The 26086-nt window shown below is 42.9% G+C and carries 23 protein-coding genes and 2 tRNA genes; 12 read left to right on the top strand and 13 right to left on the bottom strand.

Translation table 11 applies throughout. The features are described from left to right. Positions 1 to 14 precede the first annotated feature (14 nt). The 6 genes from IH597_00675 to hflX all read left to right on the top strand — a co-directional run bounded on the left by IH597_00675 (position 15) and on the right by hflX (position 6493). On the top strand, positions 15 to 1967 hold the full coding sequence (locus IH597_00675; protein ID MBE0660953.1) for a Na+/H+ antiporter NhaC family protein: 1953 nt from the start codon (positions 15 to 17) through the stop codon (positions 1965 to 1967). Then, positions 1964 to 2740: a sulfite exporter TauE/SafE family protein gene (locus tag IH597_00670; protein ID MBE0660952.1), complete on the top strand. Its 777-nt coding sequence runs from the start codon at positions 1964 to 1966 to the stop codon at positions 2738 to 2740. The genes IH597_00675 and IH597_00670 overlap by 4 nt, the downstream gene beginning before the upstream one ends. A gap of 146 nt (positions 2741 to 2886) precedes the next feature. Continuing rightward, positions 2887 to 3531, top strand: coding sequence for a hypothetical protein (locus tag IH597_00665; protein ID MBE0660951.1), 645 nt, complete (start codon positions 2887 to 2889; stop codon positions 3529 to 3531). Then, entirely contained in the window at positions 3528 to 4235 is a 708-nt protein-coding gene (locus tag IH597_00660; protein ID MBE0660950.1) for a DUF3307 domain-containing protein, read from the top strand. Before IH597_00665 ends, IH597_00660 begins: the two co-directional genes overlap by 4 nt. Before the next feature lie 88 nt (positions 4236 to 4323). Next, the gene (locus tag IH597_00655; GenBank protein ID MBE0660949.1) at positions 4324 to 5295 is read left to right on the top strand and encodes an isoaspartyl peptidase/L-asparaginase; all 972 of its coding nucleotides are present in this window, start codon (positions 4324 to 4326) and stop codon (positions 5293 to 5295) included. A gap of 10 nt (positions 5296 to 5305) precedes the next feature. Continuing rightward, a complete protein-coding gene (gene hflX / locus IH597_00650; GenBank protein ID MBE0660948.1) occupies positions 5306 to 6493 on the top strand; it encodes a GTPase HflX in 1188 nt (395 codons plus the stop codon). Between the two features lie 10 nt (positions 6494 to 6503). On the opposite strand, the gene IH597_00645 is transcribed toward hflX, so the two are convergent. After that, a complete protein-coding gene (locus tag IH597_00645; protein MBE0660947.1) occupies positions 6504 to 7055 on the bottom strand; it encodes a hypothetical protein in 552 nt (183 codons plus the stop codon). Between the two features lie 146 nt (positions 7056 to 7201). On the opposite strand from IH597_00645, the gene IH597_00640 reads away from it, so the two are divergent. Next, positions 7202 to 7273: transfer RNA gene (locus tag IH597_00640), tRNA-Arg, on the top strand. A 127-nt stretch (positions 7274 to 7400) separates the two neighbouring features. On the opposite strand, the gene IH597_00635 is transcribed toward IH597_00640, so the two are convergent. The 8 genes from IH597_00635 to mce form a co-directional block, all read right to left on the bottom strand. After that, the gene (locus tag IH597_00635; protein MBE0660946.1) at positions 7401 to 8747 is read right to left on the bottom strand and encodes a GIY-YIG nuclease family protein; all 1347 of its coding nucleotides are present in this window, start codon (positions 8745 to 8747) and stop codon (positions 7401 to 7403) included. A gap of 151 nt (positions 8748 to 8898) precedes the next feature. Next, complete coding sequence (locus tag IH597_00630; protein MBE0660945.1) at positions 8899 to 9330, bottom strand: Hsp20/alpha crystallin family protein; 432 nt, start codon at positions 9328 to 9330, stop codon at positions 8899 to 8901. A gap of 295 nt (positions 9331 to 9625) precedes the next feature. Continuing rightward, positions 9626 to 10252 carry a uridine kinase gene (gene udk / locus IH597_00625; protein MBE0660944.1) on the bottom strand — a complete coding sequence of 209 codons (627 nt, stop codon included), beginning with the start codon at positions 10250 to 10252 and terminating at the stop codon, positions 9626 to 9628. 4 nt (positions 10253 to 10256) lie between these two features. Further along, positions 10257 to 11600 carry a sodium ion-translocating decarboxylase subunit beta gene (locus tag IH597_00620; GenBank protein MBE0660943.1) on the bottom strand — a complete coding sequence of 448 codons (1344 nt, stop codon included), beginning with the start codon at positions 11598 to 11600 and terminating at the stop codon, positions 10257 to 10259. 49 nt (positions 11601 to 11649) lie between these two features. Continuing rightward, positions 11650 to 12084, bottom strand: coding sequence for a biotin/lipoyl-binding protein (locus IH597_00615; protein ID MBE0660942.1), 435 nt, complete (start codon positions 12082 to 12084; stop codon positions 11650 to 11652). A gap of 79 nt (positions 12085 to 12163) precedes the next feature. Beyond that, positions 12164 to 12532: an OadG family protein gene (locus IH597_00610; GenBank protein MBE0660941.1), complete on the bottom strand. Its 369-nt coding sequence runs from the start codon at positions 12530 to 12532 to the stop codon at positions 12164 to 12166. Positions 12533 to 12660: 128 nt separating this feature from the next. Further along, entirely contained in the window at positions 12661 to 14220 is a 1560-nt protein-coding gene (locus IH597_00605) for an acyl-CoA carboxylase subunit beta (GenBank protein MBE0660940.1), read from the bottom strand. Between the two features lie 99 nt (positions 14221 to 14319). After that, a complete protein-coding gene (gene mce / locus IH597_00600; GenBank protein ID MBE0660939.1) occupies positions 14320 to 14736 on the bottom strand; it encodes a methylmalonyl-CoA epimerase in 417 nt (138 codons plus the stop codon). Positions 14737 to 14943: 207 nt separating this feature from the next. Between mce and IH597_00595 the strand changes: the two genes are divergently transcribed. Further along, positions 14944 to 16044, top strand: coding sequence for a S9 family peptidase (locus IH597_00595; protein ID MBE0660938.1), 1101 nt, complete (start codon positions 14944 to 14946; stop codon positions 16042 to 16044). A 106-nt stretch (positions 16045 to 16150) separates the two neighbouring features. Next, a complete protein-coding gene (locus IH597_00590) occupies positions 16151 to 18040 on the top strand; it encodes an aldehyde ferredoxin oxidoreductase (GenBank protein MBE0660937.1) in 1890 nt (629 codons plus the stop codon). Positions 18041 to 18124: 84 nt separating this feature from the next. Here the strand turns inward: IH597_00590 and IH597_00585 are convergent. Beyond that, a tRNA-Ala gene (locus IH597_00585) sits at positions 18125 to 18198 on the bottom strand. Between the two features lie 164 nt (positions 18199 to 18362). On the opposite strand from IH597_00585, the gene thpR reads away from it, so the two are divergent. Beyond that, complete coding sequence (thpR, locus tag IH597_00580; GenBank protein ID MBE0660936.1) at positions 18363 to 18929, top strand: RNA 2',3'-cyclic phosphodiesterase; 567 nt, start codon at positions 18363 to 18365, stop codon at positions 18927 to 18929. A 21-nt stretch (positions 18930 to 18950) separates the two neighbouring features. Here thpR and IH597_00575 read toward each other — a convergent pair whose 3' ends face one another. Continuing rightward, a complete protein-coding gene (locus tag IH597_00575) occupies positions 18951 to 19280 on the bottom strand; it encodes a hypothetical protein (GenBank protein MBE0660935.1) in 330 nt (109 codons plus the stop codon). Between the two features lie 176 nt (positions 19281 to 19456). Between IH597_00575 and IH597_00570 the strand changes: the two genes are divergently transcribed. Continuing rightward, complete coding sequence (locus IH597_00570; GenBank protein ID MBE0660934.1) at positions 19457 to 20044, top strand: sigma-70 family RNA polymerase sigma factor; 588 nt, start codon at positions 19457 to 19459, stop codon at positions 20042 to 20044. Between the two features lie 55 nt (positions 20045 to 20099). After that, positions 20100 to 20864 (top strand): hypothetical protein, encoded by a 765-nt coding sequence (locus IH597_00565; protein MBE0660933.1) that lies wholly within the window; start codon positions 20100 to 20102, stop codon positions 20862 to 20864. A gap of 76 nt (positions 20865 to 20940) precedes the next feature. On the opposite strand, the gene IH597_00560 is transcribed toward IH597_00565, so the two are convergent. Together IH597_00560 and IH597_00555 are read right to left on the bottom strand one after the other, a co-directional pair. Next, positions 20941 to 23955 carry a CHAT domain-containing protein gene (locus tag IH597_00560; GenBank protein MBE0660932.1) on the bottom strand — a complete coding sequence of 1005 codons (3015 nt, stop codon included), beginning with the start codon at positions 23953 to 23955 and terminating at the stop codon, positions 20941 to 20943. A gap of 130 nt (positions 23956 to 24085) precedes the next feature. Next, positions 24086 to 25891: a thiol-activated cytolysin family protein gene (locus IH597_00555; GenBank protein MBE0660931.1), complete on the bottom strand. Its 1806-nt coding sequence runs from the start codon at positions 25889 to 25891 to the stop codon at positions 24086 to 24088. Positions 25892 to 26086 lie beyond the last annotated feature (195 nt).

Raw genomic sequence — 26086 nt, 5'->3', positions numbered from 1 at the left:
GAAAAACAATATTCATGGGAAAAGGCTTGAAGCTAATATCATTATTGTTGCTGTTTTGTGTGACAACGCTTTTTTCGCTCCTGGCAGCAGAGACTTCGTCAATATCACCGAATGCTGATTTGGCAACATTAGAAATTATCCTTCCCCGAATCATTGTTCAGCAAGTTGAAACTACGGTTGAACTGAAGGTTCTGAACGCAGATAGCACTTTTGCTGATGGAGAACCGGTTTCTTTACTTATCAAAGGAAAACCGAAGGTGTTAGTTTTCAGCCAGGGAAAAGCAAGCTTTCCTTACACTTTCAAATCCTCTGAATTACTCACGGTTGAGTTGAATGAAATCAAAGCTGAACGCCCCGTTCGTCCGATCCCGTTATGGATGTCAGTTCTGCCTCCTTTGTTAGCAATAGCGGTTGCATTGATTTTCAGGGAAGTAATCTCAGCCTTATTTATTGGTTTGTTCACCGGCACACTCATTATCTGGATTTTCAGGGATGTAGGTGTTGGAACGGCATTTTTAAACGGTCTTCTGATGATCATCGACACGTACATTCCGGAAGCAATTATGGATCGTGGCCATATTTCCATCATTATCTTTTCAATGCTGATTGGCGCGATGGTAAACCTGATTACCCGCAACGGAGGAATGAAAGGAATTGTAAATGTTATTTCCCGTTTTGCTTCTACACCGCGCTCCGGACAATTTGCCGCCTGGCTTATGGGAATTGTGATATTCTTTGATGATTATGCGAACACGCTGGTGGTTGGAAATACCATGCAACCTGTTACCGACCGTTTGAAAACTTCACGCGAAAAACTGGCTTATATCGTTGACAGTACAGCGGCTCCTATGGCTGCCATTGCGTTTGTGACCACCTGGATCGGAGCACAATTAAGCTACATTGCGGATGGAATAAGAACACTGGAATTAAATGAAACACCCTACCAGGTTTTTATCTATTCACTGCAATACGCTTTTTATCCTTTTCTGACCCTGGCTTTTGTGGGCATGCTCATTTACAAACAGCGGGATTTTGGTCCAATGTATAAAGCTGAGCTCAAAGCCAGGCAACAAGGCGTGACCCAAGCGGTTTCCAAAGCTTCAGAAGATGATGAGCCAGTAAAACCACGGTGGTACAATGCCGCTATACCTGTTGTGGTTGTTGTTATGGGAACCATAGCCGGGCTGGTTATAACCGGATTGGATGCTGTGAGTTGGGACAATAACGCAGGCTTTTCGAGAAACCTTTCACATATTATCGGGCAGGCTGATACTTATCGCGCCTTGCTTTGGTCGTCACTGCTGGCAACGTTAGTAGCGCTGTTTTTAACTGTAAGCCAACGCTTACTTTCACTGAAAGTCAGTATTGAGAGCCTAATTGAAGGGTTCAAAACCATGCTCACAGCCATTGTGATCCTTATTATGGCATGGTCAATTGCACTCATCACCCGGGATTTACATACTGCAGATTTTATCTCTCATCTTTTATTAAGCCTTAAAGTAAGTCCTTATATGATTCCCGCCATTACGTTTTTGTTTGCAGGAGGCGTAGCTTTTTCAACTGGTTCCTCCTGGGGAACTATGGCCATTTTGTACCCGTTGATTTTGCCGGCATCGTGGATGATATCCCAGGCTAGTGGGATGGAATATGCCGAATCATTGGTCATTTTTCATAATGTTGTTTCCTGTGTGCTGGCCGGCAGTGTACTTGGCGATCACATTTCCCCGATTTCAGATACAACGATCCTCAGCTCATTGGCTAGTTCCTGCAATCATATTGAGCATGTTCGAACCCAGCTTCCCTATGCACTTATTGTAGGCGTGGTTGCTGTAGTTGCCGGTACTATCCCTGCGGCTTTTGGAGTGCCTGGTTATATTAATTATCCGGTGGCATTGCTTATATTGTTTGGAATTATCATGCTGGCAGGGAAAAAAGTCGGTGCTGCATCAAATACTCAAAGTATATGACCTGGTTACAAATTATTTTACTTGTTGGCTCGGGTGTATTAACCGGGTTTATCAATACTCTTGCTGGTGGTGGTTCTGTTATTTCACTGTCGGTGCTGATGTTTTTAGGGCTTCCTCCCCAGGTTGCCAACGGCACAAACCGAATAGGCGTGCTTTTTCAAACACTCTCTTCAACCGGTTCATTCAGGCATTATAAAGTACTTAACCTGAAAGAAGGGATCAGGCTTGCAATTCCTGCAGTAATTGGTTCGCTTATAGGGGCACAATTGGCTGTTGATATTAACCAGCAGGTTTTCAATACTGTTATTGCAGTATTATTGGTTTTGATTATGATCCTGATGTTTATTAAACCTTCGCACTGGATCAAAGGCAACGAAGAACTTATTGGCAAACGGCCCGGATGGATACAAACTCTTGTGTTTTTTGGTATCGGGCTTTACGGTGGTTTTATCCAGGTGGGTGTGGGATATTTCCTGCTGGCCGGAATTGTTCTAGGTGCAGGTTATAACCTCGTAAAAGCCAATGCCCTCAAAGTTTGGATAGTTTTACTCTATACGCCTTTTGCTCTTGTTGTATTTATTCTGAATGACCAGGTGAATTGGGCTTTTGGCCTGGTTCACGCCATAGGCAACGTAATTGGCGCACTGGTTGCTGCACGGATGGCTGTGAAGAATGGCGCTAAATTCGTTCGTTGGGTGATTGTTGCATTCATAGTTATTACCGCAGCCGATTTGATAGGAATCATTGATGTGAGAAGCTGGTTGAATCCATAATATGAGGAGATGCTATCTCAGAACCATTCGATATCATCGTTGTTTATAATGATATTTTACTTTATCGTCTTTTTTAACGATATATTCATTTATCGTTTTTTATGACGATAATGTGTTTTATCACAAAAATTAGCGATATTTGCACCATGATTAGCATAATAACCGGAGATATAGTCAATTCCCGAAGCCTCAACAACCAGGATCTTTGGCTTAATCCGCTGAAAAACCTGCTGAGTGAATGGGGAAGTAACCCACAGCAATGGGAAATATTTAAAGGTGATTATTTTCAGTTGGAGATAAGCGATCCTTTACAATCCTTGCGTGCTGCGCTGCGCATCAAAGCATTGATAAGAAGTTTGGAAATCAGCGATCATCAAAAGCGAAAATCAGATATTGATGTACGGATAGCAATTGGCATAGGCGAAAAGGAGTATGTGAGCAACCGCATTTCCGAAAGCAACGGTTCTGCCTTTGTTTTCTCGGGTGAAAAGTATGAGATGTTAAAAAAGGAAAAGATTACGTTGGCGGTAAAATCAGGATGGGAAGAATTTGATAAGGAAATCAATCTTTATCTGAAGCTGGCTGTCAGCTACATGAACAAATGGTCATATTCTTCGGCTGAAATAGCAAACACCCTCCTTAAAAACCCACATAAAACCCAGGCTGAAATTGGCCAGCAGCTTGGCATAGAGCAAAACTCGGTAAGTGGCCGGTACAGCAGGGCAAACCTGGAAGAAATTCTTGAAGTGGAGCAAATGTTCAAAGAAAAATTGGGGAGGCTATTAACATGATCATTCTGCTGAAACTCATCCTGGCACATTTAATCGGCGACTTCCTGCTCCAGCCTAAAAGCTGGGTAGAAGAGAAGCGAAAGCATAAAGCACTTTCCAGGGTTCTATATCTGCATGTTCTGGTTCATATTGGCCTTATGCTCTTGCTAATCTGGGATCTCAGCCTTTGGCCATTGGCAATGCTGATCGGAGTGGGGCACCTGCTCATTGACATCGCAAAACTTTACCTGCAAAAAGAGAAAAATAAAACCTGGTGGTTTGTATCCGATCAATTATCTCATCTTGTTCTGGTGGTGGGATTATGGTACTGGTGGTTTGATTTTCCGGCAATCATTACTGATACAGCGTTTTCAGCAACTTTTTGGATTTATGTTACAGCAATCTTTTTCCTGTCATTTCCAATCGGAATTATCATCAAAGAACTGCTTTCTTCATGGTCAGAAATTCTTTTTGAAGGTTCAGACGAATCATTGGCAGATGCAGGCAAATATATTGGCATTTTGGAGCGACTGCTTATTTTTACTTTTATTGCTACAGGGCATTGGGAAGGAGTTGGTTTTTTACTGGCGGCAAAATCCATATTCCGCTTTGGCGATCTCAAGGAATCGAAAGACAGGAAGTTAACAGAATACATACTGATTGGAACCTTGCTCAGTTTTGGCATTGCTATTATTATTTCACTGGGAGTTGAAAGAATGACCTGAACTTTAAATGTTGAGCAAAATTTTGATCCAATCCTGCGCGGCTTAACACCATAATTCAAATAAGCACATTTCGCTGAAAAACAATACTATGAAAAAACTATTAATTACTCATTTAATAATTTTTTTGAGCCTCGGCACTTTATTTGCCCAAAAACCAGATTATGTGCTGGTTATCCACGGTGGTGCAGGTAGTATGAACCCTGAACGCATGAGCGCTGAACAGGTTGAAGAAGCACAAACCGCTTTGCAGCAAGCTCTTGATGCCGGCGAAGCAATCCTGAAGGCTGGAGGCTCAGCACTTGACGCCGTTGAAGCTGCCGTTCGCTTTCTTGAAGACCATCCCGCTTTCAATGCAGGGCGTGGTGCTGTTTTAAATGCCGATGGCGAGATAGAACTTGACGCATCCATCATGGATGGCAGTAACCTGATGGCCGGGGCAGTAGCCGGGGTTCGCACGATAAAAAACCCGGTAACCGCCGCCCGTAAAGTAATGGAGGCGTCACCGCATGTTCTCCTGATTGGCGAAGGCGCTGAAAAGTTTGCGCTTGAACAGGAAATTGAATTAACCGATCCATCGTGGTTTCATACCGTAAAAAGTCATGAAGAACACCAGCGTATCAAAGAACGATTGGACAAGGAAGGCAGAAAAGGAACAGTTGGAGCAGTGGCTTTGGATAAAAATGGAAATCTTGCTGCAGCTACATCCACTGGCGGTATGGCGATGAAACGATTCGGAAGGGTTGGCGATGTGCCCATCATTGGTGCCGGAACCTACGCAAATAATGAAAGCTGCGCCGTTTCGGCAACCGGCCATGGCGAATTTTTTATCCGTAATGTAGTAAGCTACGATATTTCAGCGTTAATGCTTTATAAAAACATGAGTCTCACTGATGCTGCCAATTCGGTAGTCATGGAAAAACTGCTGGAACAAAAAGGCAATGGCGGCGTTATTGCTGTGGATAAGGAAGGCAACATTGCCATGCCATTTAATACGACGGGGATGTTTCGCGGGTTCGTAAAATCAAGTGGCGAAACCGGAATAAAGATTTTTAAAGATTAAGTAAAAGTGTATGCCTGAAATGATAGATACTGCAATTAGGCAAGAAAGGGTGATTCTTATTGGTTTGATCACAAACCGGGAAGATGAAACCCATATTGACGAATACCTCGATGAACTTGCCTTTTTGGTAGATACAGCAGGAGGTGTAGCAGTTAACCGCTTTGTACAGCGACTTGAAAGCGCCGACCGCCGCACATTTGTTGGAAGTGGAAAACTGATGGAGATAAGTAATTATGTTCAGGAAGAAAGCATTGATGCAGCCATTTTCGATGATGAATTAAGCCCTTCGCAAATCAGGAACATTGAAAAGGAACTCAAATGTAAGATCCTGGATCGCAACAATTTGATTCTTGATATTTTTGCTAGCCGCGCCCGGACAGCGCATGCGCGAACCCAGGTTGAGCTGGCCCAATATGAATACTTGCTTCCCCGCCTGACGCGTATGTGGACCCACCTTGAGAAACAACGCGGGGGAATTGGTATGCGAGGCCCTGGTGAAAAGGAAATTGAAACTGACCGCCGTATTATCCGCGATAAAATTGCCTTGCTGAAAAAGCAACTGAAAACCATTGACCGTCAAAAAGCAACCCAACGTGGAAATCGCGGCTCAATGGTAAGAGTTGCATTGATTGGCTACACCAATGTTGGCAAATCTACTTTGATGAATGTGATGGCAAAGTCTGAAGTTTTTGCTGAGGATAAACTGTTTGCAACGCTCGATACAACGGTTCGCAAAGTGGTAATCGGAAACCTGCCGTTTCTTCTCTCCGACACCGTTGGGTTCATACGAAAATTGCCCCACTCCCTTGTAGAATCTTTTAAATCAACGCTTGATGAGGTACGTGAATCGGATATCCTTGTTCATGTGGTTGATGTCTCACATTCCGGCTTTGAGGAACAGATTGAAGTGGTGAACCAAACCCTGGCCGAAATTCAAGCCAACGATAAACCTACAATAATGATTTTCAATAAAGTGGATGCATGGCAATCAGCGGAAAAAGAATCGGGAAATGAAGATCCGGAGGAGAAACAAAGTCTGGAGAGCCTGAAAAAGCATTGGATCGCGCGCAATAACCCACCAGCTATTTTTATTTCTGCGACCCAAAAAACAAACCTCGATGAATTGAAGGAAATTCTTTACTATAATGTAAAAGCCATTCACACACAGCGCTTTCCTTACGATAAATTTTTATACTGAAAACAGCAGTTTATCGCCGGATGCAGCGAACGGAAAATCCATTGCCACTGAAACTGTGAATGCTTGTTACGCTGTGCATGGTTCGGGCAATCAGGAAAACCATGGCAGTTTCGTTATCGGAAACAACATGACTCCAGAAATACCCGTTCTCATTCAGATGGTTAAATCCTCCATGATCATAACGTACACCAGCCATGAGTGCATTGAAGCCGGTTCCTCCGCCATCTCTTAACCTGGTTGCGGCAGATTCTTCACCAAGGTCTTCTATTAATTTTTTCCAGTCTTTGGATGTTGGCAATCGCCAGCCTGGTGGACATGCCTGGGCTGCACCAACATAAGAATATAAACGACCGAAATTTTCGCAATTGGAAGGTTCATTATTATAACACCATGAATTTGGGTTCTCGTGATTCATATTCTGTGCTGTCCAATTCTGTTTGCCAATTTTAACTGTCTTATAGATCTTTCCATCACGGGAATCGGTCATGGTGCCGGTGATTTGCCCATTTATTGACCCGTAAAATAAAAACAACATTCCGAAAAAGATGCCTGATAATTTCATTTCTGGATTTTAGTAAAATATCTTTGAAGTGCTAGTGCAGACAAATTTAATCAATTCAGCCGAGCCTGGTTTTAATCGTTCTGTCCTTTCGCTATTTGCTGCCGTTTTCTTACTTTTGCAAACAGTTTCAAAAGCGATCTATTTTTGGCCCTATAGTTCAAGGGATAGAACGGAAGTTTCCTAAACTTTAAATCCAGGTTCGAGTCCTGGTGGGGCTACAGTTCATTTGGAATCTTTGATTATCTGAATTATTTATTTTATTCGTGCATCCGCCCCGGCGGACAGGTTCGTGGCTAAATAATACATTTCAGAGTGGACTCAATGATAGAAATACATATCAAACCATCAGAACCTGATGACTTTTTCCATTTTCTGCTGCCTCAAGTATAATTTAATGATCTGCTGTACATCGCGGTTGTCCTCAAAATGACGGATGCAATCACTGAGAATTTCAGGGCTGCCATTTATAACATTCGGATCGAAATAACCATAACCAAGGTATTTCCCCTGTTCGATCTTCACAACGGAACGCTCATCGCAATGGCGGCCTTTGTCAATGATGTAGACATTTTCATTGCCATTGCCAAGGCTGTTGATTGTATTTGCAACACGAAGGTTATAATCTGCTGGCGATTCCTTTCCAATACATGCGCCTTTGCATTGCCTAATTGAATATTGAAAGCAAGCTCCATGAGTCTGATACAAACCGCATAATTTCTGGCATAAACCAAAGCGCTCAGCCAGTTGAAAGAGATGATCGCGTGCGGTCATTTTATTTTGATAAACAGCCAGGGGAATATCTTCGCGATTGGTTTTATCAATAAAAAAGTTGGTGTAACCTGCATCATCCGTAACGGTGAACAAACCAAAATGCGCCGGTGTGCGGCGTTGCTGGCGGTTATATAAAGGTTTGATCCTCTTTATTTCCTGCGATTCGAGCAATAATGCCAGTAACTCTGACCCGGTTTCTTCAAAACCAACATGAACAGTGGCATTCTTCATGTCAATAGCACGCCTGGTATTGCAATGCACCAGATGGGTTCGAACCCGCTCGCGGATGTTCAAACTCTTGCCAATATAAATTGCTTCGCTTTTATCATTAAAAAGATAGTATACGCCCGTTGTTTCTGGCAGGTTCTGAACCAATTCATGCTCGGGTGATACAAGTTTTTGCTGTTGGATTTTCACCTCACCATTTTGTCTGATCCGCAAGAGGTGATCAAGCAATTTGATTGTTGCCAAGGCATCTCCGGCGGCCCGGTGACGGTATTCAATAGTAATTCCAAGCTCCTTGCAAATATTGCCCAGGCTATACGAACGAAAGCCTGGAAAGGTTTTCCGGCTGAGTTGAACGGTGCAAAGTTTTTCACGTCGGTAATCATAACCCAGGCGCATGAATTCCTGTCGGATGAAATTGTAATCAAAATTTACATTGTGGGCTACAAAAGTCAGGTTCTCGGTGATCTCAACTATTTTGCGCGCAATTTCACAAAACCGTGGCGCGTGGGCGACCATCTGATCGGTAATACCTGTAAGGCGGGTAATAAAATGCGGAATTCCCCTCTCGGGGTTTACCAGGGTCACAAATGAATCAATGATTTCCGAACCGTCGTATACAAAGATTGCTACCTCTGTGATTCGGTCGCGCTGGGCGCTTCCTCCGGTGGTTTCTATGTCAATTACGGCGTACAATGTGCTGGGGATTTACGCACAAAAATAGACAAAATGCGCAGAGAGGCAATGCATTGCGTCTTTCTGAAACGATTAAAAAAAAGAGACGCAATTCATTGCGTCTCTACCAATTAATCTGTTAACAGAAATAATTTTGTTTTAATCAACTGCTTTATGAGATACTGATAGTGCGGGCAGGTTTTTCTTTTGCTTCTTCTTTTTTTGGAATTACGAGGTTGAGCACCCCGTTTTTGTAATTGGCGTTGATTTTTTCGGCTTCTACCGTATTGGGCAAAGCAAATGAACGCTGGAATGAACTGTAGCTGAACTCTCTGCGCATGTATTTGTCATCAGCTTGCTCATCTTTCACTTCTTTTTCTGATGAGATTGTCAGCACATTGTTTTCCAGGTTGATCTTAAAGTCTTTTTTCTCCAGACCAGGAGCAGCAACTTCGATCCTGAAATCATTTTTGCCTTCGACGATGTTCACCGACGGCATGCTTATGCCGGTTTGGGTGTCGAGAAAGTTGGACAGGAAATCCTTGCCGAAAAATTCATCTACCATACCTGGAAAAGCATTTCTTCTTCTTAACATTGGTAACATAACTCAATCCTCCATTATTTAAAATTAGACATTAGTTTGTAGTTTTTTTCGAACCTTTTTATGTGGTTATGCGATATAGCTTTTCAAGTTTTGTGCCATCGTAGAATGCTAAAACCTATCGTACGGTTATTGAAATGAGGTTTAATAGCTTGAAAAATGTTGATTTTTCAGCGCTTGAAATGAAAAACAGATTTTGTAAGCTATGTTTCTGTTTGAGGATCCCAAACAGTATGGCTGAAATTTTGGCGTTCAGAACCGAAAGCAGGCCGACATTATGTCACCGGAATTCAATCATTTATTGAGGTGGGTGGCTTTCCTTTAGCTGTTGGATAATTCTGGAGGAGAGGATATCAATGGCCACTTTATTGGTTCCGCCAAGAGGGACGATAATATCGGCGTACCGCTTTGATGGCTCAATAAAAAGAAGATGCATGGGTTTTACAAACTTTTCATAGTGGTCGAGCACCTGGATAAACGAGCGGCCACGTTCTTCAATATCGCGGCGTATAACCCGCATCAGCCTGTCGTCTGCATCTGCATCAACATATACTTTCACATCCATTCGATCCCGCATCCGGGGATTGGTGAGGATAAGAATCCCTTCCACAATCAGAACAGCTTTGGGATTTATGGTGATGGTCTCTTTTGCCCTGGCACAGGTAAGGTAAGAATAGATCGGCATTTGCACAGAACTTCCCTCACGAAGAAGATCCAGATGTTTGATAAGCAGGTTGAACTCAATAGATGACGGATGATCGAAGTTGATTCGGGCTCTTTCTTCAGGAGAGAGGTGGCCATTATCACGATAGTATGCATCCTGCGGAATAACCAGCACAGAATCTTTGGGAAGCAGTTTGGTGATTTTTTTTACCACCGTTGATTTGCCCGACCCCGAGCCGCCGGCAATTCCGATTATTAACATATTTTTAGTTTAGAAGAAAACTCATTAAAATACCGGCTGCAACCGCTGAACCAATCACACCAGCCACATTCGGCGCCATAGCGTGCATGAGCAGATGGTTTGAAGGATCGTACTTTAGCCCTTCGAGCTGAACAACGCGTGCACTATCAGGAACTGCCGAAACACCGGCGGCTCCAACAAGAGGATTTATTTTTTGGTCATCTTTCAGGAATAGGTTCATGATCTTCGCGAAGATAACTCCTCCGGCTGTTGCCACCATGAATGAAATGGCCCCAAGAATAAAAATAAACACTGATTGTTTGGTGAGGAATACATCGGCTTGTGTAGAGGCACCAACGGTAAGACCCAGGATGATAGTTACTATATCAATCATAGAGGTTCGTGCCGTATCAGCAAGGCGTTTGGTTACTCCACTTTCCTTAAGAATATTACCAAAAAACAGCATACCGAGCAAAGGAAGGGCGCTGGGCGAGATAAAAGTTGTAAACAATAAACCGATGATTGGGAACAGGATTTTCTCAAGTTTTGAAACAGTACGTGGAGGCTTCATTTTAATCACTCGTTCTTTCTTATTGGTAAGCAGCCGCATGATTGGAGGCTGGATCACAGGAACAAGCGCCATGTAAGAATAAGCCGCAATAGCAATGGGGCCAATGAGTGCAGGTGCAAGCTGAGAGGAAAGAAATATAGCAGTAGGGCCATCGGCGCCCCCAATTATTCCGATTGACCCGGCTTCCCGGATATCAAATCCAAATGCAAGGGCGCTAATAAATGTCAAAAATATTCCAATCTGGGCAGCAGCTCCCAGCAACATTAGCCTAGGATTGGATATAAGTGATGAAAAATCAGTCATTGCACCAATTCCAAGAAAGATCAAAGGTGGATAAATGCCTTTTGTGACACCAAAATAAAGATAATTTAACACGCTTCCTTCCTGATAAATTCCTAGCTGAAGGTTGGTTCCTCCATCCTGAAAAAAAGGTATGTTGCCTAAGAGTATGCCTGTACCAATGGGAATTAGCAACAATGGTTCATAGTCATATCTGATGGCCAGATAAATAAAGATTAACCCGACAATGATCATGATCAGGTTACCGTGCTGAACATTTCTGAACCCAGTATAGCTCCAGAACTTTTTTAACCCCGATTCAGTAGCTTCTTCGGTTTCATGCAACATCGTCATTAATTCATCTTCATCTTTCTCACTATTTGCTTCTCTAACACTATCCTCGTTCACGGAAATAAGCTCGGAAATTGTTTCAGTTCTGACGCTGTCAATATTTGCAGCTACAAAGCTAGCCAGGGTGATAATGCCAAATATACCCAGTATCGTATAAAATCTTTTCATCTGATGAGACTTAGTGTTTGGTTAAGGCCGTAGTATTTTTTTTTGACAATTAGGAAGTAGTAATATCAACCAAAGTATCGCCTTGTAAAAAGTTTTGTCCGACAATTACCCTGATGGATTTCACAGTTCCGTCCTTTTCGGCCACGATGCTGTTTTCCATTTTCATTGCATCGTAGGTAAGCAGTGCGGTGCCTTTTTTCACAGCATCGCCTTCTTTGACCATGATTGCCAGAACGGTACCAGGTAAAGGAGCAATAATGGCATGTGTTGAAACGGTTATAGATTTTTTAATCTTTGATTCAGAACGGGTAGGTGGCGCAACTTCAGACCTTACCAGTTTAGGGGTTTTGCTGGTTTTAATCTCCCTGTGAACCTCCACAGTGTATTGTGTACCGTTGACTTCAACTTCAGCAATGTTTTCCTCGAATCTCTTGAGTTCAACATCGTATTTATTTCCACTAATGGTAAATTGAAACTTCTTCATTTTGGATATTTTTAGCTGACGATTATTTATTGGTTTATAAAGCTACTATTATGAGAATGAAGTTCTGGCTCTAAAAATTTCAATTCCGATGATATGTATTCAATCCATAAATCTTTGAACTCCAGGGCGAGTAGCGCTTATTTACTTTTTTAATTGTAACAATATTGCTTTCCTCATCATGCATTTCGTCAAAGTAAAGGTGAAGAGCCAAACTAATTGCAGCATTAACCTCACCTGTAATATCAAGCGTAGTTTTTTCAGCTTCTTTATGCCGTCCCTGTCTGCGCAGCTTCTGCCTGATATTCATATTGATAACCTTTGGCATTAATGTATAAACAAAGTACATGAAGACCAATGCAATAAACACGATTCCGTAGCCTACCACCGTTACTGTGAGGGCAAAACCATCAATGGCGGAAAAGTCGAAATTGATTTTAGCGAACTCCATTCTGTTTTTATTTAATATTCAAAATTCCAGATTCAAATTTCAATGTTAATCATTGTTATTGCCGCTCTTCTATGTTTCTTCACTTTTTGCTACCCTTTGTCACGTTGCTTCCTGTTATACTTAGGTTTTTAGAGTGGCAGGTTGCAATGTTTTTTTGGTGGGTTGGTATCTTTCTTTGTTGCTAAGGCCTGTAAAGCCCGGATCACGCGGAAACGGGTGTTCCGGGGTTCAATTATATCATCAATATAACCGTGCTTGGCGGCTTCATACGGATTTGCAAACTTGTTAATATATTCCGCTTCTTTTTGTAAAAGATATTCCATTTTCAATGCAGGATCTTCCATTTTTGCAAGCGTGCTTCCTTCAAGCACTTCAATTGCACCTTTTGCACCCATCACTGCAATTTCGGCTGAAGGCCAGGCGTAATTGATATCGCCACGCAATTGCTTTGAACTCATGACATCGTGGGCTCCGCCATAGGATTTTCTTAAAGTTACAGTTACTTTCGGAACCGTTGCTTCACCATACGCAAACAACAGCTTGGCGCCATGAATGATGATGCCGCCATGCTCCTGCCGGCTGCCAGGGAGAAATCCAGGAACATCCACCAAGGTTACAATCGGAACGTTAAATGCATCACAGAAACGTACAAAACGGGCTGCTTTTCTTGAGGCATCAATATCGAGAACCCCTGCAAGAAATTTTGGTTGGTTGGCAACAATACCAACAGGCATGCCATTGAACTTTGCGAAACCTACCACAATATTTTTGGCATAATGGCGATGCATCTCCAAAAACTCATTATTATCAACAATAGTGTAGATAATGTCTTTAACATCATAAGGTTGGCTTGGGTTTGCCGGTATGATCTGGTTCAAGTCATCCTCGAGGCGGTTAATAGGATCATTGCATTCGGTTGCAGGCGGATCTTCAAGGTTATTGGAAGGCAAATATTCCAGAAGTTTCCTTATCAGCAATATTCCTTCTTCTTCGCTTTCGGCTTTGAAATGTGCGATACCGGATTTACCGGTGTGTACATCAGCACCACCCAGATCTTCAACTGAGATGTCTTCGCCAGTAACGGCTTTTGTAACCTTAGGGCCGGTAACAAACATGTAACTATTTTTCTCGCTCATGATAATTACATCAGTGAGGGCGGGAGAATAAACTGCGCCACCGGCGCAGGGGCCAAAAATTGCAGATATTTGTGGGATCACACCCGAAGCCATGATATTTCTCTGAAAAATATCAGCGTATCCGGCAAGGCTAAGTACACCTTCCTGGATGCGTGCTCCACCGCTGTCGTTAATCCCGATTACAGGAGCACCCACCTTCATGGCCTGATCCAATACTTTACAAATTTTCTTTGCATGGGTTTCGGATAAAGAACCACCCATTACGGTAAAATCCTGCGAAAATACATACACTACCCGGCCATCAATGGTACCATGCCCGGTTACAACTCCATCACCAAGGAATAACTGATCCGAAAGACCAAACTCCGTACAGCGGTGGGTTACAAACATATCAAATTCTTCGAAGCTGCCTTCATCGAGCAGCATATCTATACGTTCCCGGGCTGTAAACTTACCTTTTGCATGTTGAGATTCTATCCTTTTTTCGCCGCCACCTAATTTAGCTTTTTCACGTAACTTGATGAGCTGGTTAATTTTTTCCTGACGCTCCATGTTGTTTTATGTTAGAGAGTTATATTTCTGTTAGTATAGTTTCGAAGTCCGATAATCAATGTTGGTAGTAGTCAGTGTAATTATCTGACTTCCTGAATACTACCGGCTTTTCTCTTTATTTTCGCAAAGTTCGGTAAGTACACCACCGGTTGACTTTGGATGGAGAAATGCAATATGCAAACCTTCAGCGCCTTTACGAGGTTGCTGGTCAATCAGCCTTATACCTTTGTTTTCCATATGGGCCAATGCATCCTCGAGGCCTTCAACAGCATAAGCGATATGATGAACTCCCTCGCCACGTTTTTCAATAAATTTACCAATTGGACCTTCCGGATCGGTTGACTCCAGTAATTCTATTTTGGTTTGACCCACCATAAAAAATGCGGTTCTTACTTTCTGATCCTTCACTTCTTCGATCGCATAACATTTGAAACCAAGTACATCTTCGTAAAATTTAATACTCTCGTCGAGATTGCTGACTGCAATACCAATGTGTTCAATATGAGTAGGTTTCATAATCTGAAAATTTTTGCAAAATTACCAGCTTATTTTGGTTCGGGAAAGGAAATACCGAAGAATCTATACAGTTTAGAATTGATCTAAAGAGAATTGGTAGCCGATAATAAATAGTTTTTAATTGCATGTTTAAAGCCAGCTATCCAAGTCGCAAAGAATTTCTAATTTTAATGCCTGAAAACAAAAATACACCTAACACCACACACTATGACAAACAAGAATTACCGGTTTAAAGTCTTGACATTATTGGCAGTTTTATTAACTACGAATTTTCTGGCTCATGCACAGGAAAGCAAAGAAGATCAGATCATACAGCTTATAAATCAGAAATTTGATGATCTGGGTCACAGAATTGATGCAATTAACAAAGCAGTTGACGACCTGGCCTGGCTGAACCGTGTTGGCGATGTGGCTTTCATTGACAAGGTGTTTATTACCGGCCCGCCTCCTGCTCAGGTTCAAAATCCTGATGCAATGGGCGCACTCAACCCAATCAGGTTTTACACCTATATTTTTATCCCCCGCGATATTGACCCGTCAAAAAAATATCCACTGCTGGTATTGCCCCATGGGGGAGTGCATGGCGATTTTACAACATATTACGCCCATATTGTCCGCGAAATGATATCCCAGCAATATATCGTGGTAGCGCCTGAATACCGTGGCAGCACAGGTTATGGCCGTAAAATGTATGAATCTATTGATTATGGCGGCCTTGAGAACCAGGATGTGAAAGCAAGTCGTGATTACATGGTTGAAAATTATGAATTTGTTGATCCCAAAAGGATTGGCATTATTGGATGGAGCCATGGTGGCATGATTGCCCTTATGAACATATTCGAATACCCGAAAGAATATCAGGTGGCTTTTGCCGGGGTTCCTGTAAGTGATCTGGTGGCCAGGATGGGATACGCCACTGATTCATACCGCAAACTTTTTTCAGGCGACCACCATATTGGTGCAAGCGCCCGCGAAAACATTGAAGAATACCGCCGCCGCTCGCCTGTAAACCATACGCATAAGCTTCAAACCCCTTTGCTTATCCACACCAACACCAACGACGACGATGTTTATGTGTTGGAAGTGGAGCACCTTATCCGTGCCCTGAAAGCCGAAGGCAAGCAGTTTGAATACGAAGTTTTTCAGGATATTCCTGGCGGACACTCCTTCGACAGGCTGGATACGAAGTTTGCCAAAGAAACCAGGATCAAAATATATAACTTCCTGGCCAAAGAACTAAACCCTCCCCGCCCGATTAAAAACATCAGGGATATTGATATGGCTGCTTACAGACCGTTGGGATTTTAAAACATTGAAGTGTCTGAAAGACTCAGTCGGGTTTGAACCCTTAGGGGTGCGCCGCACCTGACGGTGTTTAAAAATTAATTGGTCTTACTTTTCAAAAAATCACATAATGCCACCTGCCAACCACCTTCTCAAAGTCCTCATGCTCGATGCCACATCGGGTTTTTACAAATTGAAACGTTTCCGTGTAGGGGATTTTTTCGGTCCCGTTGATTTGGGCATCCATCTTGCTCATAAGTACAACAGCTTGAACATTGGAGCAGGCCTGCTTGCCGGTTCAGTATTTCCCGGCTCGAACCGATTGTTTGTTTCCGGTATTTCGCCCTGCTGGCATGGTTTCTTCATATCATCCATGGGTGGTGCTGCACTGGTTTTCGATGACCTGGGCATCAACATGCTTTCCATCATCGGGCAAGCTGCGCGCCCATCATTGCTTTACCTTAATCGTATCCACGGCGAGGAAATTGAAGTGGAACTGGTGGAGGCGGTTCCCGAAATAATCTGGGAACAAGGCCGTAAGGGTGTGTATGCCGTGATGGAACATGCCATCGAAATGTTTGGTTCGCGATACGAAAACGACCCACGGGTATTGGCAACAGGCCCGGCTTCGTTATACTCTGATTTTGGCGCCATTGGCTCGGCACCTGTAAAGAAAGGGCAACTCACTTATGTTGACACCTGGGCCGGCCGGGGTGGGTTCGGAACTAAGATGCTGCGGAGTCATGGCATCCTTGGCATTATATACGGGGGTACCCACATTGACGAAGACTTCCGCGACCGCTCGGTGGCCGATGAGTGGTTCACAGATAAGTACAACCAAAAGATGGCGGCGAAAGACATCGAAGTTACCACAAAATATCGTTACGACCCAAAATTCAATACCGGCGGCACTTTTGGCGTGAACTACGCCGGCATGGAGGGCAATATCCTGGCCTTCAATTATAAAACGATTTACTGGACGGAAGAACAGCGCAAAGATCTGCATCAGCGCTTTGTGCTGGATCACTACCTGAAGCAGTTCAACGAGGAAACCATCAAAACCAAACAACAGAAAAATTGTGGGGAGCCTTGTGCTGCCGTTTGCAAGAAAATGCACGGTCCATATAAAAAGGATTACGAACCTTACCAGACCATGGGACCACTTTGCGGAATTTTCGATCAGCGTGCCGCCGAGCAACTCAACCACCATGCCGACAGCCTGGGCTTTGATGCAATTTCAGTTGGCGGTGTATTAAGCTGGCTTATGGATTGCCTGAACGACGGCTTGCTGACACCCGAAGAACTTGGTGTAAAAGAAACTCCCCGTTGGAACCTGGATGGCTTTGATGTTGTAAAGGATTCAATGCACAATGCAAAACTTGGAATTGCCCTGTTGGATCAGATGGTTGAACCTGAAGGGAAACTCTCAATGCAATTCGGTGCAAGAAAATTCGCTCGCAGGCTTTCACGCATCAAAGGCAAGGAAGTGCTGGATCGTTTTGTTTACATTGCTTTTGCCCGCCAGGGATGGATGGTTCCCAATCAGTACTGGACGCCCGGCGCTTTTTCGCCCATGGCCATCATGGGAAAATACTATATGTATTATGGCCGTGATTTCATTCCTCCGCGTGAGCTGGGCCGTACGAACGCCAAACGCATGATCATGGAACTGATGATTGACAATCTTGGCATTTGCCGCTTCCACCGCGCCTGGGCCGAAGACATCATGCCCGATATCATTGACAAGATTTTTGGTGTAAAAGAGGAATTCCTGCGCTCAGTAAAACTCACAGCCAGCCGCATTACCAGCCGTAATGCATCGGTTTTCTGGGAGCCGGAACGCTGCGTTGATATGGTTCACACCTTCCTGAAAAAGAAGAAAGAAGTAGATAGCACCAAAAACAATGACCTGGATCATTGGCTCGCATTTTTCGACCGCGACAAACCTGCCGCCGCCTTCGAATTCTGGTATGAAATGCATAAAGGCGTGCACGAAGTGCTGAGGGAGTTTCCAGATTAATTTTCTACTAGATCAATAATCAGATGAGAGCACATTAATAAAGGCCTGTATTTTAACGAAATACAGGCCTTTATTGCTAATTCGTGGAGCGTAGGGGAGTCGAACCCCTTACCTTTAGACTGCCAGTCTAACGCTCTAGCCAACTGAGCTAACGCCCCTTTCAGGGTTTGAGGGCGCAAAGATAGAAAAATTGTTTTTCGGATGAAGTTTTTAAATAGATAAAATACCGGGATGGCTTTATTGTTTCTCAAGATCATGAGATCTATTATCCGGATGCGGAATCATTTGCTAATTTCGCTGATTAACACTTTCAACGCTAACCATGCAAAATACCAAACGCCTGTTTGCTGCAATTAAGATTCATCCTTCAGATGAATTTCTCAAAATCTACAACCAGATAAAATCCGCTTTACGAAATGAACGCATTACCTGGGTGAACCCTGCTACTATGCATCTTACCATAAAGTTTTTTGGTGAAACCTTAACTTCACAAATTCCTGACATTGATAAATGTCTGAAACAAGCGTGCTCTACAATTAAAACCTTTGGCCTGGAAATAAAAAATACCGGCATGTTTGGCAGCCGGTACGAACCTCGCGTCATCTGGTTCGGAATAGAAGATGGAAATGCAATGCAAACATTATTTCATGAAGCGGGCAGGCAATTGAAAACGATTGGTATTTTTCCTGACCGGCAGAACTTTGTACCTCATCTTACAATCGGGCGGATCAAGGAAATTAAAAACAAAAAAAATTACCAAGAAGTGCTGGACAAATATCGTGAGCACAAATCAGGCCGCCAGACTATTCATGAACTCATTCTTTTCGAAAGCATCCTCCACCGCGAAGGACCTGTTTACATCCCGGTTCACACCTATCAGTTAATCTGAACCGGGGCCAATACACTTATTCTATGTGAGCCCATTCTTCCGTTTGCGATCAATAAAATAATAGATCAGCAAACTGGTACCCCCAAAAAGGAAAAGCATTGAAAAATAAGCCTCTTCCACACGAAAATATACTGTGCGGGCCAGAATATTGGCGATAAGCATCCCTAATCCCAATCCCACAAGCATTATTCCCCATTTCAACGATCGGGTGTTGAAAGGTCTATGCGTATCAAACATAGCGGGATCCAAGCCTTTTTCAATAATTAAAAAGCGTTCAAGCTTTCTTTGGCGCAAATAAACAATTGCAACTACCATTGCAAAAAATCCGAGGGGAACAAATACTCCTTCCATGATCAATGTGTTTTAAGTTATGTTTCTGCCCGTTTTGACGCTGCTTTGGTTTCACAGGTTACAATACTGCTGCAATTATATTGTTCTCAATTGATTTAACTTTATGAAACACATGAACCCCGGGCAGGTAAAATTGTTCTTTACCAACAAGGTAACCTTTCTGAACCGAATGCTATATGTTTAAGATAATCGCCGCCAACAATCCCGATCATGAAATGCTCGAAGGTTTGTCAAGATCTGAAAGCAATGCTGTGCGAAAGGTGTATGACTTGGTATTGCCATCGGTGATTGCATGGGTGCAGGAGAATAATGGTTCAGAGGATGACGCTAGAGATTTGTTTCAGGAAGCTTTGATTGCACTTTTTCTAAAACTTGAAAACGGAGATTTTATATTAACATGTACGCTAAAGAGTTTTTTGAGGATTGTTTGCCGGAACCTTTGGCTCACGCGACTGAGAGATAGCAAAAACCACCAGACATCAGCGCTGGACGGAATAGAAGTGGAAGCCGAAGAAAATGATCTGCCTGAACAAATCGCTCAAACGGATCGCAACCGCTTGTTTATAACGCACTTTAACAAGCTGAGCGAGAATTGTCGGAAACTGCTGGGTATGTTTTTCAATAAAATACCTTTTGCTGAAATTGCACTGAGACTAAACACGAGTGAAGGCTACATAAAAAAAGCTAAATTCAAATGCAAGGAACGATTGATTTCGGCAATACAGGACGATCCATTGTTTGAGGAGTTAAATAACGCTGAATGAGCATTTCAACCCGATCCAAAAAAATCAATATCATTAAAAATACAAATCCATAATTATGGATAAAAGTGAAAAATACGCACTCATTGAGAAATATCTCGCAAACGAAATGCCTGAGGATCAACGTCGTGCATTTGAACAGCAGCTTAGCAAAGACAAGGCATTTGTTGATGAACTCAAACTTCACAAAGATTTAGCTGATGCGCTTAAAAGTGAAAAACTTCAAAAGTTCCTGGATGCCTTGCATGAAACCGATGCTAACTGGCAGCTCTCATCAAAAGAGAAAAGGAGCGCCTTAATCAGCATGAATGCCCGGATTGTTCTTGCGATTGCGGCATCCCTGGCTATTATCTTTTTTACATGGCAGCTGTTCTTTGTCACCAGCGAAGAAATTACCGGCAAACAATTGTTTACACAGCATTTTAAGCCTTACCCTATGGTGTTGAACCAGCGTTCTGAAGCTGATACTTCCGGCCATGCATCGTTAATAAACCTTGCTGTTCAGCAATACTCTGATGGCAATTATACGCTTGCTTCTGATGCATTCATTCAGTTAATGAACCATGAGCCAGGACAATTTTCTTACAGATTTTACTATGCATTATCCTTATTAGGCGCAAACGATTCTTCAAATGCCATTATTATATTTGAAGAGTTACTGGAAACCCCGGGCCATTTATTTGTGGAACAAAGTCGTTGGTATTTGGCGCTGGCATACATAGCTGCAAAGGATGAAAACAAAGCGCTTGAAATACTGAAAGAAATAAAGCCCGGAGAATTTCAATACTCGGAAAGCCGTGAATTAATATCTGAATTGAACTGAAAAGATTTCAAATATATTGAATTGTAGAAAGCCACAAATCTGGGGTCAGCAGGGTTCTGAAAAAATTCAATAAAAACTAAAACCGGCGTTTAAAAACCAGTATCATCAACCCGCCAAGCACAAGTGCTGCAAAAATCCAAATCCATTTATATATAGTTTGTTCTTGTGTTAAAGGACGCATATCTCCAACAGCAATCATTCCGGCCCAAAAATATGGGTGGGCAGTAAGCGCATCAGCGTTTGTAAGGTGTTCGATTTTCGCATTGCGAAGCGCCTGATCTTTGGTTTGACCCTCAACAATTTTCTGGTAAAAATTATCCATCAACTCGTAGGTTGTGCGGTCGTTAGCCAGCCACTGGCTCATAATTATACTTTTGCAGCCTGCATAAAAAAATGCCCTTCCCAGGCTCATCACACCTTCGCCTTCGGCAATTTTCCCGAATCCTGTATTACAGGCGCTCATCACAGCCATCTCGGCTGAAAGCTTCAGGTTATAAATCTCGTAAGCATAAAGAAAATCATCTTTTTCTGAACCATTTTCAACCGCGAATGACAGGCCCGATTTAAGATACTTTTCATTATTGACTATGGCATGTGTAGCAAGGTGAAGAACCCGACTTGCAGGAGCGTAGAGGCGGAAAGAGCTTTTTGTGGCGACTTCATCAATGAACACCTTGCCGCCCAACATCTTTTGAGCATCCTTAATTTCTTGTGATGAAAAGGTGAGATTTGCCAGGGTAGAGCGATAAGTATTTTCCGACCCCGGTTCAGATTCGCTAAAGGCAAATGAAGGTGCAAAACCTGCAAAAGAAAGCCGTGATGCAGTAGCAGGTTGTATTTCTTTTGCCCAGAGTGCCGCAGACCATGCATATTGGATAGTAAAATCATGGATCAGGTAAGGCTGTTGTCTGAAATCGCTGCCATCAACCCTTTCAATAAGCATTTCGAAGGGCAGATAATTTAAAATACCATGGGGTATTATTAGTAGATTTGACTGTTCAGCTAGCCTGTTGCGAACCGGTTCAACCAATAGCATATAAAGATCATTTAATTGCTGAAGATATGCGAGCCTGTCAGCTCCAGAATTCATGCCCAGCAGATCGCTGAGGTCAAACTCCCTGATGGAAGTGATTGTATTGGTGAAATTACTAATCAGTGGTTGTGCATATCCTTTCAATCCGTCCTTATCGAAAAGGAAAATATACATTGCTGTATCATCATAAAAATAGCTCAGTACAGCCAATTGTGAACCGTTTATTTTTCTTATCAAGTTTTCCTGGGTTACAACAGGCGGTGCATAGCGTAATTCATAAAAGTCGGGGTAAGTTTTTTCAAGGGATTTGATGAGTTTGTCATATTCCAGTTTTACATTAAAAAGTTCACTTCTTACGGCTGAGTTAATGTCATTTTCCACTCCCTCATCAAATTGTGCCACTTCTTCTTCAAGTATTGCGAACCGTTGCTCAAGGTTCGCAATGGCTTCTCTTTCAGATTCCGGGAGACCGGCAGCGCCGATTGCTGAACTTTCGTTCATACTTCGCCATAAAATAATTGCCTTGCTCTTTTCTGACAATCCAAACGCCTGCCACAGGTATTTTTTGTTGCCGGTTTCCTGGTAAAGCTGCATCGCAACCCTCACTCCTGTTTTAAAAATTCCTGAAGTACCACTGCTAAGATATTGACGTGAAGATTCCGACTGATAGCCAAGCCTCATGTCTTCAATCAGTTGAACGGCCAGCAATGTTGTATTTAAAGCTTCCTCAAGATTCGTGATTTCGCTGCTTTTTAAATTATAGAGTTCTTCAAGCAGCTCTGCTTTCAGACCGAGTATTCCAAGAAATTCAATCTGCGCCTGCACTTCGGCAATGGATGGGTTCGCAAAATACTCGCCATCCTGAAAAACGAAATTGGTTGCAATTGCTTCCAACCCCCGCTGACAATAGATTAATGCAGAATCGAACTCATTTATCCGGAAATGAACCGACGCCAAATCCCTGTATGCCTGCGCAACCAGATTTCCGGGGCGAAAGGTTCGCGATAGAAGCTTTTGAAGGGCAACATGGTAATACTCAAGCGCTTTTTTCAGTAAACCCAATTCATTGTAAACCGTAGCAATGTTAAAATAACCGGCAACCACATAGGGATGATCGGCAGGCAGAGTGTTCTCAAGCAATTGGATGCTCCGCTGATAAATCCGGAGCGCAGTATCATATTGCCTCATTGCGGCATGAATATGCGCCACTTCGCCATAGGCGCCGGCAGTATGCGGGTGGTCATTACCTAGTGATGATTCAGAAATTTCCAAAGCCTTTTGCATATAAGGCAGCGCTTCCTCCATACGGTTCATTTCCTCATACACCCGCCCAATATTGCGGTAGTATTTCCCAACACTAGGATGTGTAGGTTCGTAATTTTTAAGTTTAATCTCCAGCGCTTTCTGGCCAAAATCAAGGGCTTTTTCGAGGTCGCCCTTTTTGCGGTATATATAGCCCATATTGCTGTAAATGCGGTTGAAATCCTCGCTGCCGGGTTCTGAAACCTTGCTAAAAATCTCAAACGCCCTGAGGTAATATCGTTCAGCATCAAGATAATCACCTTTTTTTTGATATGCCGAACCAATATTCATCAATACATTGGCCGTTTTTGAACTTACTTTGCCAAACAATTTCTTGAAGAGTTTCAATGCCTGGTTGTAGGTTTTATTGGCTTTATCCGGTTCATACAACTGGGAGTAAACATGGCCGATATCAATCAAACGATAAGCTGCTTCAGCACTTTCTGAACCATAAAGCTTTTGTGCGATACCAAATGCTTCCTGTAAATAATGCAAAGCTTTTTCGTTTTCCCTGAGCTGGCTATACGTTCTTCCCAGCCGGTTGATTGGCCTGAGCGTTTCTTTGTGTTCGCGGCCATACTGGTTTTCGAATAACTCTAAAACTTTCAGAAATAGCTTTTCGGCTTCTTTGTAACGCCCTTCGTCATAGAGTTCATTGGCCTGGTCATATAATTCTGAGGCTGATTGTGCTTGCGCGGGGTTCATAGCTGAACAAAAAGCAAGTACTATAATGAATATCAGAAAACTTCGGCTCATGATTGAATAGAACATGCAATTGTAAGTTATTGTTTGTTGCAACAAATAATTGAGGCTGTCTCAAAACTTAAGGATAACAAAATTCCACCTTTTGAGACAGCCTCAATCAAATCAGCAATTACAAGAATGCTCAAAGATCAAACGGCCCTATGCTTTCTTGTCCTGCTCCATATAAAGGTCCATGCACTGCGTATTGAGTTCCGGTATGATCAAACAAGATAAAAAAGCGATTAACACCCAGGAAAAACCCTATTCCGGCGCCGACTCTCTCAGGTGTAAAAGGCAGATACCATGTTGAACCTGCTGTTTGAGTCACATTACCAAAGCTATTCGGGTTATTGCTATAGAGGGAATAATGGGTGCCATCCTTGTTAAACACCCATCGTTGAGAAGGTCCATTAGGATCCACATATCTGAATAGCAATGCTCCAATTCCATTGATCGCAAAAGGATTATTTCCAACGGCCAGGTTCGAAATCGGTGTGACTTGTGTACTCCAGGCTCCTGAACCGGTCAGGTAAGAATACTGCGAACCAGTCACATCAATAATCATGACCCAGCCATCTGTAGACTGATTCCCATCAATCCGGCAAGCTGCACCAATGTTGAAAGGTGGTGTGCCAGTACCCAAATTGCTTATAGGAAACGGCCCTTCCAAAGAACCAACATTGCTCACCATGTATTGGTCGCCTGCCATGTTGATGAGGTAAAATTCGGTGCCTTCACCTGAAAACGCTGCACCGACCGGACCCATTTTTGAAAGCACATTTCCCCGCCAATGGGCAGTATATGGCGGTTCTCCTCCAGGGGCTGCCGGGGAACACTCTGTAACATCATATTCAGTAGCAAGTTGCACACTAACGATTTGGTTATTGTAAACGCTTCGAACCACATAGCTGATGGGAACCCCGGTTGATATAGTGGTGGACTCGGCCAATAACTGCACCAGGTTGTTTAAATTTGTTTCACCCACAGTGAGCATGGTAGTGGTTGCCTCCCCACCAAAAGCCATCACTTTAATTTTGAGATTACTTAATGTGTTTAGCGAGTGTCCCGATATATCCGCATTTGCTGAAGCCACAATACCGCTGAAAGAAGCGCTTACCGCAGATTCCATTTCTGTATACGACGAGGTGGATTCAATGAGCATGTAGTAGATCCTTCCGTAAGTAACATCCGAAATGTAAGTTGCCGGATTGCCGGCTTGAACATAGCGGGCCAGGTCAGCAGGTGTAACATCGGGTGCAAACAATCCTTCCAGACTGGTTGGAATATCAAAACTCATGGTGAAAAAACTTTGGTTCAGTTCGACCACTATGCGGTTCAGACTTGAACCCGAACTGAACCCAAAACTTCCGCTGATACTCGTAAATGCCGACTCGTAATCAATGCCCAGTTTTAGGGCGAGTGCACGTTCGCTTTGTACCTGGCTATAATTGAAAACGAAATTTGCCGGCAAATCGGGAGGTGAACTGGCAATGATCTGGTTCATGGCATTTTGTATTGAGCTTTTTGAGACCTTCTCAACATTAAAATAAGATGAGATATTGCCATTGACAAGGTCATAAGAAATGGTTCCTCCGGCACGATTCACAGCTATAACATCAGGGGTTGCCTTTTTAAGTGAATTACCTTGTAACAAACTGCCCGGATAAATTACCGAGGCATTGGGGTTGAACAAGGGGAATCCATTATCACCACCACCGGGAGCCAGTGCATTGTAAGTGGTAACTGTACAATTCCAAACTTCACCGTTGATGATATCGGTAAAATCTTCCTCTTCGGTTATCTCCTCGGAGTTTTTTGCAGGAGTCATATCGCCTCCATCTTTTACAATGGCATCAAAAGTCATTTCGGAGTCTTCTTTTTTACAGGCGCTTATAAAAAGCATTACAGAGATGATGGGGATAAACAGGAAAAAGATTCGGTTTTTCATAACAAATTGAATTTTCAGTTTTTATGGTTTAATGCCTCCATATAGCAATTGAATATAAAAGGTTACCTGCTTGGAGGTTTGTTTCAGGCGGAGCAAAGCATTTTTTTTATGAATATTGAGTGGTCGGATGATTATAAAATCGTCCGACCACTTCCAAGTTCTACACTGTCTTTTGCTTCAAGTCCACCGGATGAC

The organism is Bacteroidales bacterium (genome assembly GCA_014860575.1).
GTDB lineage: Bacteria > Bacteroidota > Bacteroidia > Bacteroidales > JAAYJT01 > JAAYJT01.
Note: the sequence above shows the minus strand (reverse complement) of the source record. Positions and strands in the feature narration are given on the sequence as shown.

Bases quoted from the DNA above. Each gene is read 5' to 3' on its own strand.
- IH597_00595 (MBE0660938.1), top strand. From the start codon at position 14,944: ATGACAAACAAGAATTACCGGTTTAAAGTCTTGACATTATTGGCAGTT.
- IH597_00660 (MBE0660950.1), top strand. From the start codon at position 3,528: ATGATCATTCTGCTGAAACTCATCCTGGCACATTTAATCGGCGACTTC.
- IH597_00555 (MBE0660931.1), bottom strand. From the start codon at position 25,891: ATGAAAAACCGAATCTTTTTCCTGTTTATCCCCATCATCTCTGTAATG.
- IH597_00615 (MBE0660942.1), bottom strand. From the start codon at position 12,084: ATGAAGAAGTTTCAATTTACCATTAGTGGAAATAAATACGATGTTGAA.
- IH597_00575 (MBE0660935.1), bottom strand. From the start codon at position 19,280: ATGGAAGGAGTATTTGTTCCCCTCGGATTTTTTGCAATGGTAGTTGCA.
- IH597_00620 (MBE0660943.1), bottom strand. From the start codon at position 11,600: ATGAAAAGATTTTATACGATACTGGGTATATTTGGCATTATCACCCTG.
- IH597_00560 (MBE0660932.1), bottom strand. From the start codon at position 23,955: ATGAGCCGAAGTTTTCTGATATTCATTATAGTACTTGCTTTTTGTTCA.
- udk (MBE0660944.1), bottom strand. From the start codon at position 10,252: ATGTTAATAATCGGAATTGCCGGCGGCTCGGGGTCGGGCAAATCAACG.
- hflX (MBE0660948.1), top strand. From the start codon at position 5,306: ATGCCTGAAATGATAGATACTGCAATTAGGCAAGAAAGGGTGATTCTT.
- IH597_00630 (MBE0660945.1), bottom strand. From the start codon at position 9,330: ATGTTACCAATGTTAAGAAGAAGAAATGCTTTTCCAGGTATGGTAGAT.
- IH597_00670 (MBE0660952.1), top strand. From the start codon at position 1,964: ATGACCTGGTTACAAATTATTTTACTTGTTGGCTCGGGTGTATTAACC.
- IH597_00665 (MBE0660951.1), top strand. From the start codon at position 2,887: ATGATTAGCATAATAACCGGAGATATAGTCAATTCCCGAAGCCTCAAC.
- IH597_00605 (MBE0660940.1), bottom strand. From the start codon at position 14,220: ATGGAGCGTCAGGAAAAAATTAACCAGCTCATCAAGTTACGTGAAAAA.
- IH597_00645 (MBE0660947.1), bottom strand. From the start codon at position 7,055: ATGAAATTATCAGGCATCTTTTTCGGAATGTTGTTTTTATTTTACGGG.
- IH597_00610 (MBE0660941.1), bottom strand. From the start codon at position 12,532: ATGGAGTTCGCTAAAATCAATTTCGACTTTTCCGCCATTGATGGTTTT.
- IH597_00675 (MBE0660953.1), top strand. From the start codon at position 15: ATGGGAAAAGGCTTGAAGCTAATATCATTATTGTTGCTGTTTTGTGTG.
- IH597_00590 (MBE0660937.1), top strand. From the start codon at position 16,151: ATGCCACCTGCCAACCACCTTCTCAAAGTCCTCATGCTCGATGCCACA.
- mce (MBE0660939.1), bottom strand. From the start codon at position 14,736: ATGAAACCTACTCATATTGAACACATTGGTATTGCAGTCAGCAATCTC.
- IH597_00565 (MBE0660933.1), top strand. From the start codon at position 20,100: ATGGATAAAAGTGAAAAATACGCACTCATTGAGAAATATCTCGCAAAC.
- thpR (MBE0660936.1), top strand. From the start codon at position 18,363: ATGCAAAATACCAAACGCCTGTTTGCTGCAATTAAGATTCATCCTTCA.
- IH597_00655 (MBE0660949.1), top strand. From the start codon at position 4,324: ATGAAAAAACTATTAATTACTCATTTAATAATTTTTTTGAGCCTCGGC.
- IH597_00570 (MBE0660934.1), top strand. From the start codon at position 19,457: ATGTTTAAGATAATCGCCGCCAACAATCCCGATCATGAAATGCTCGAA.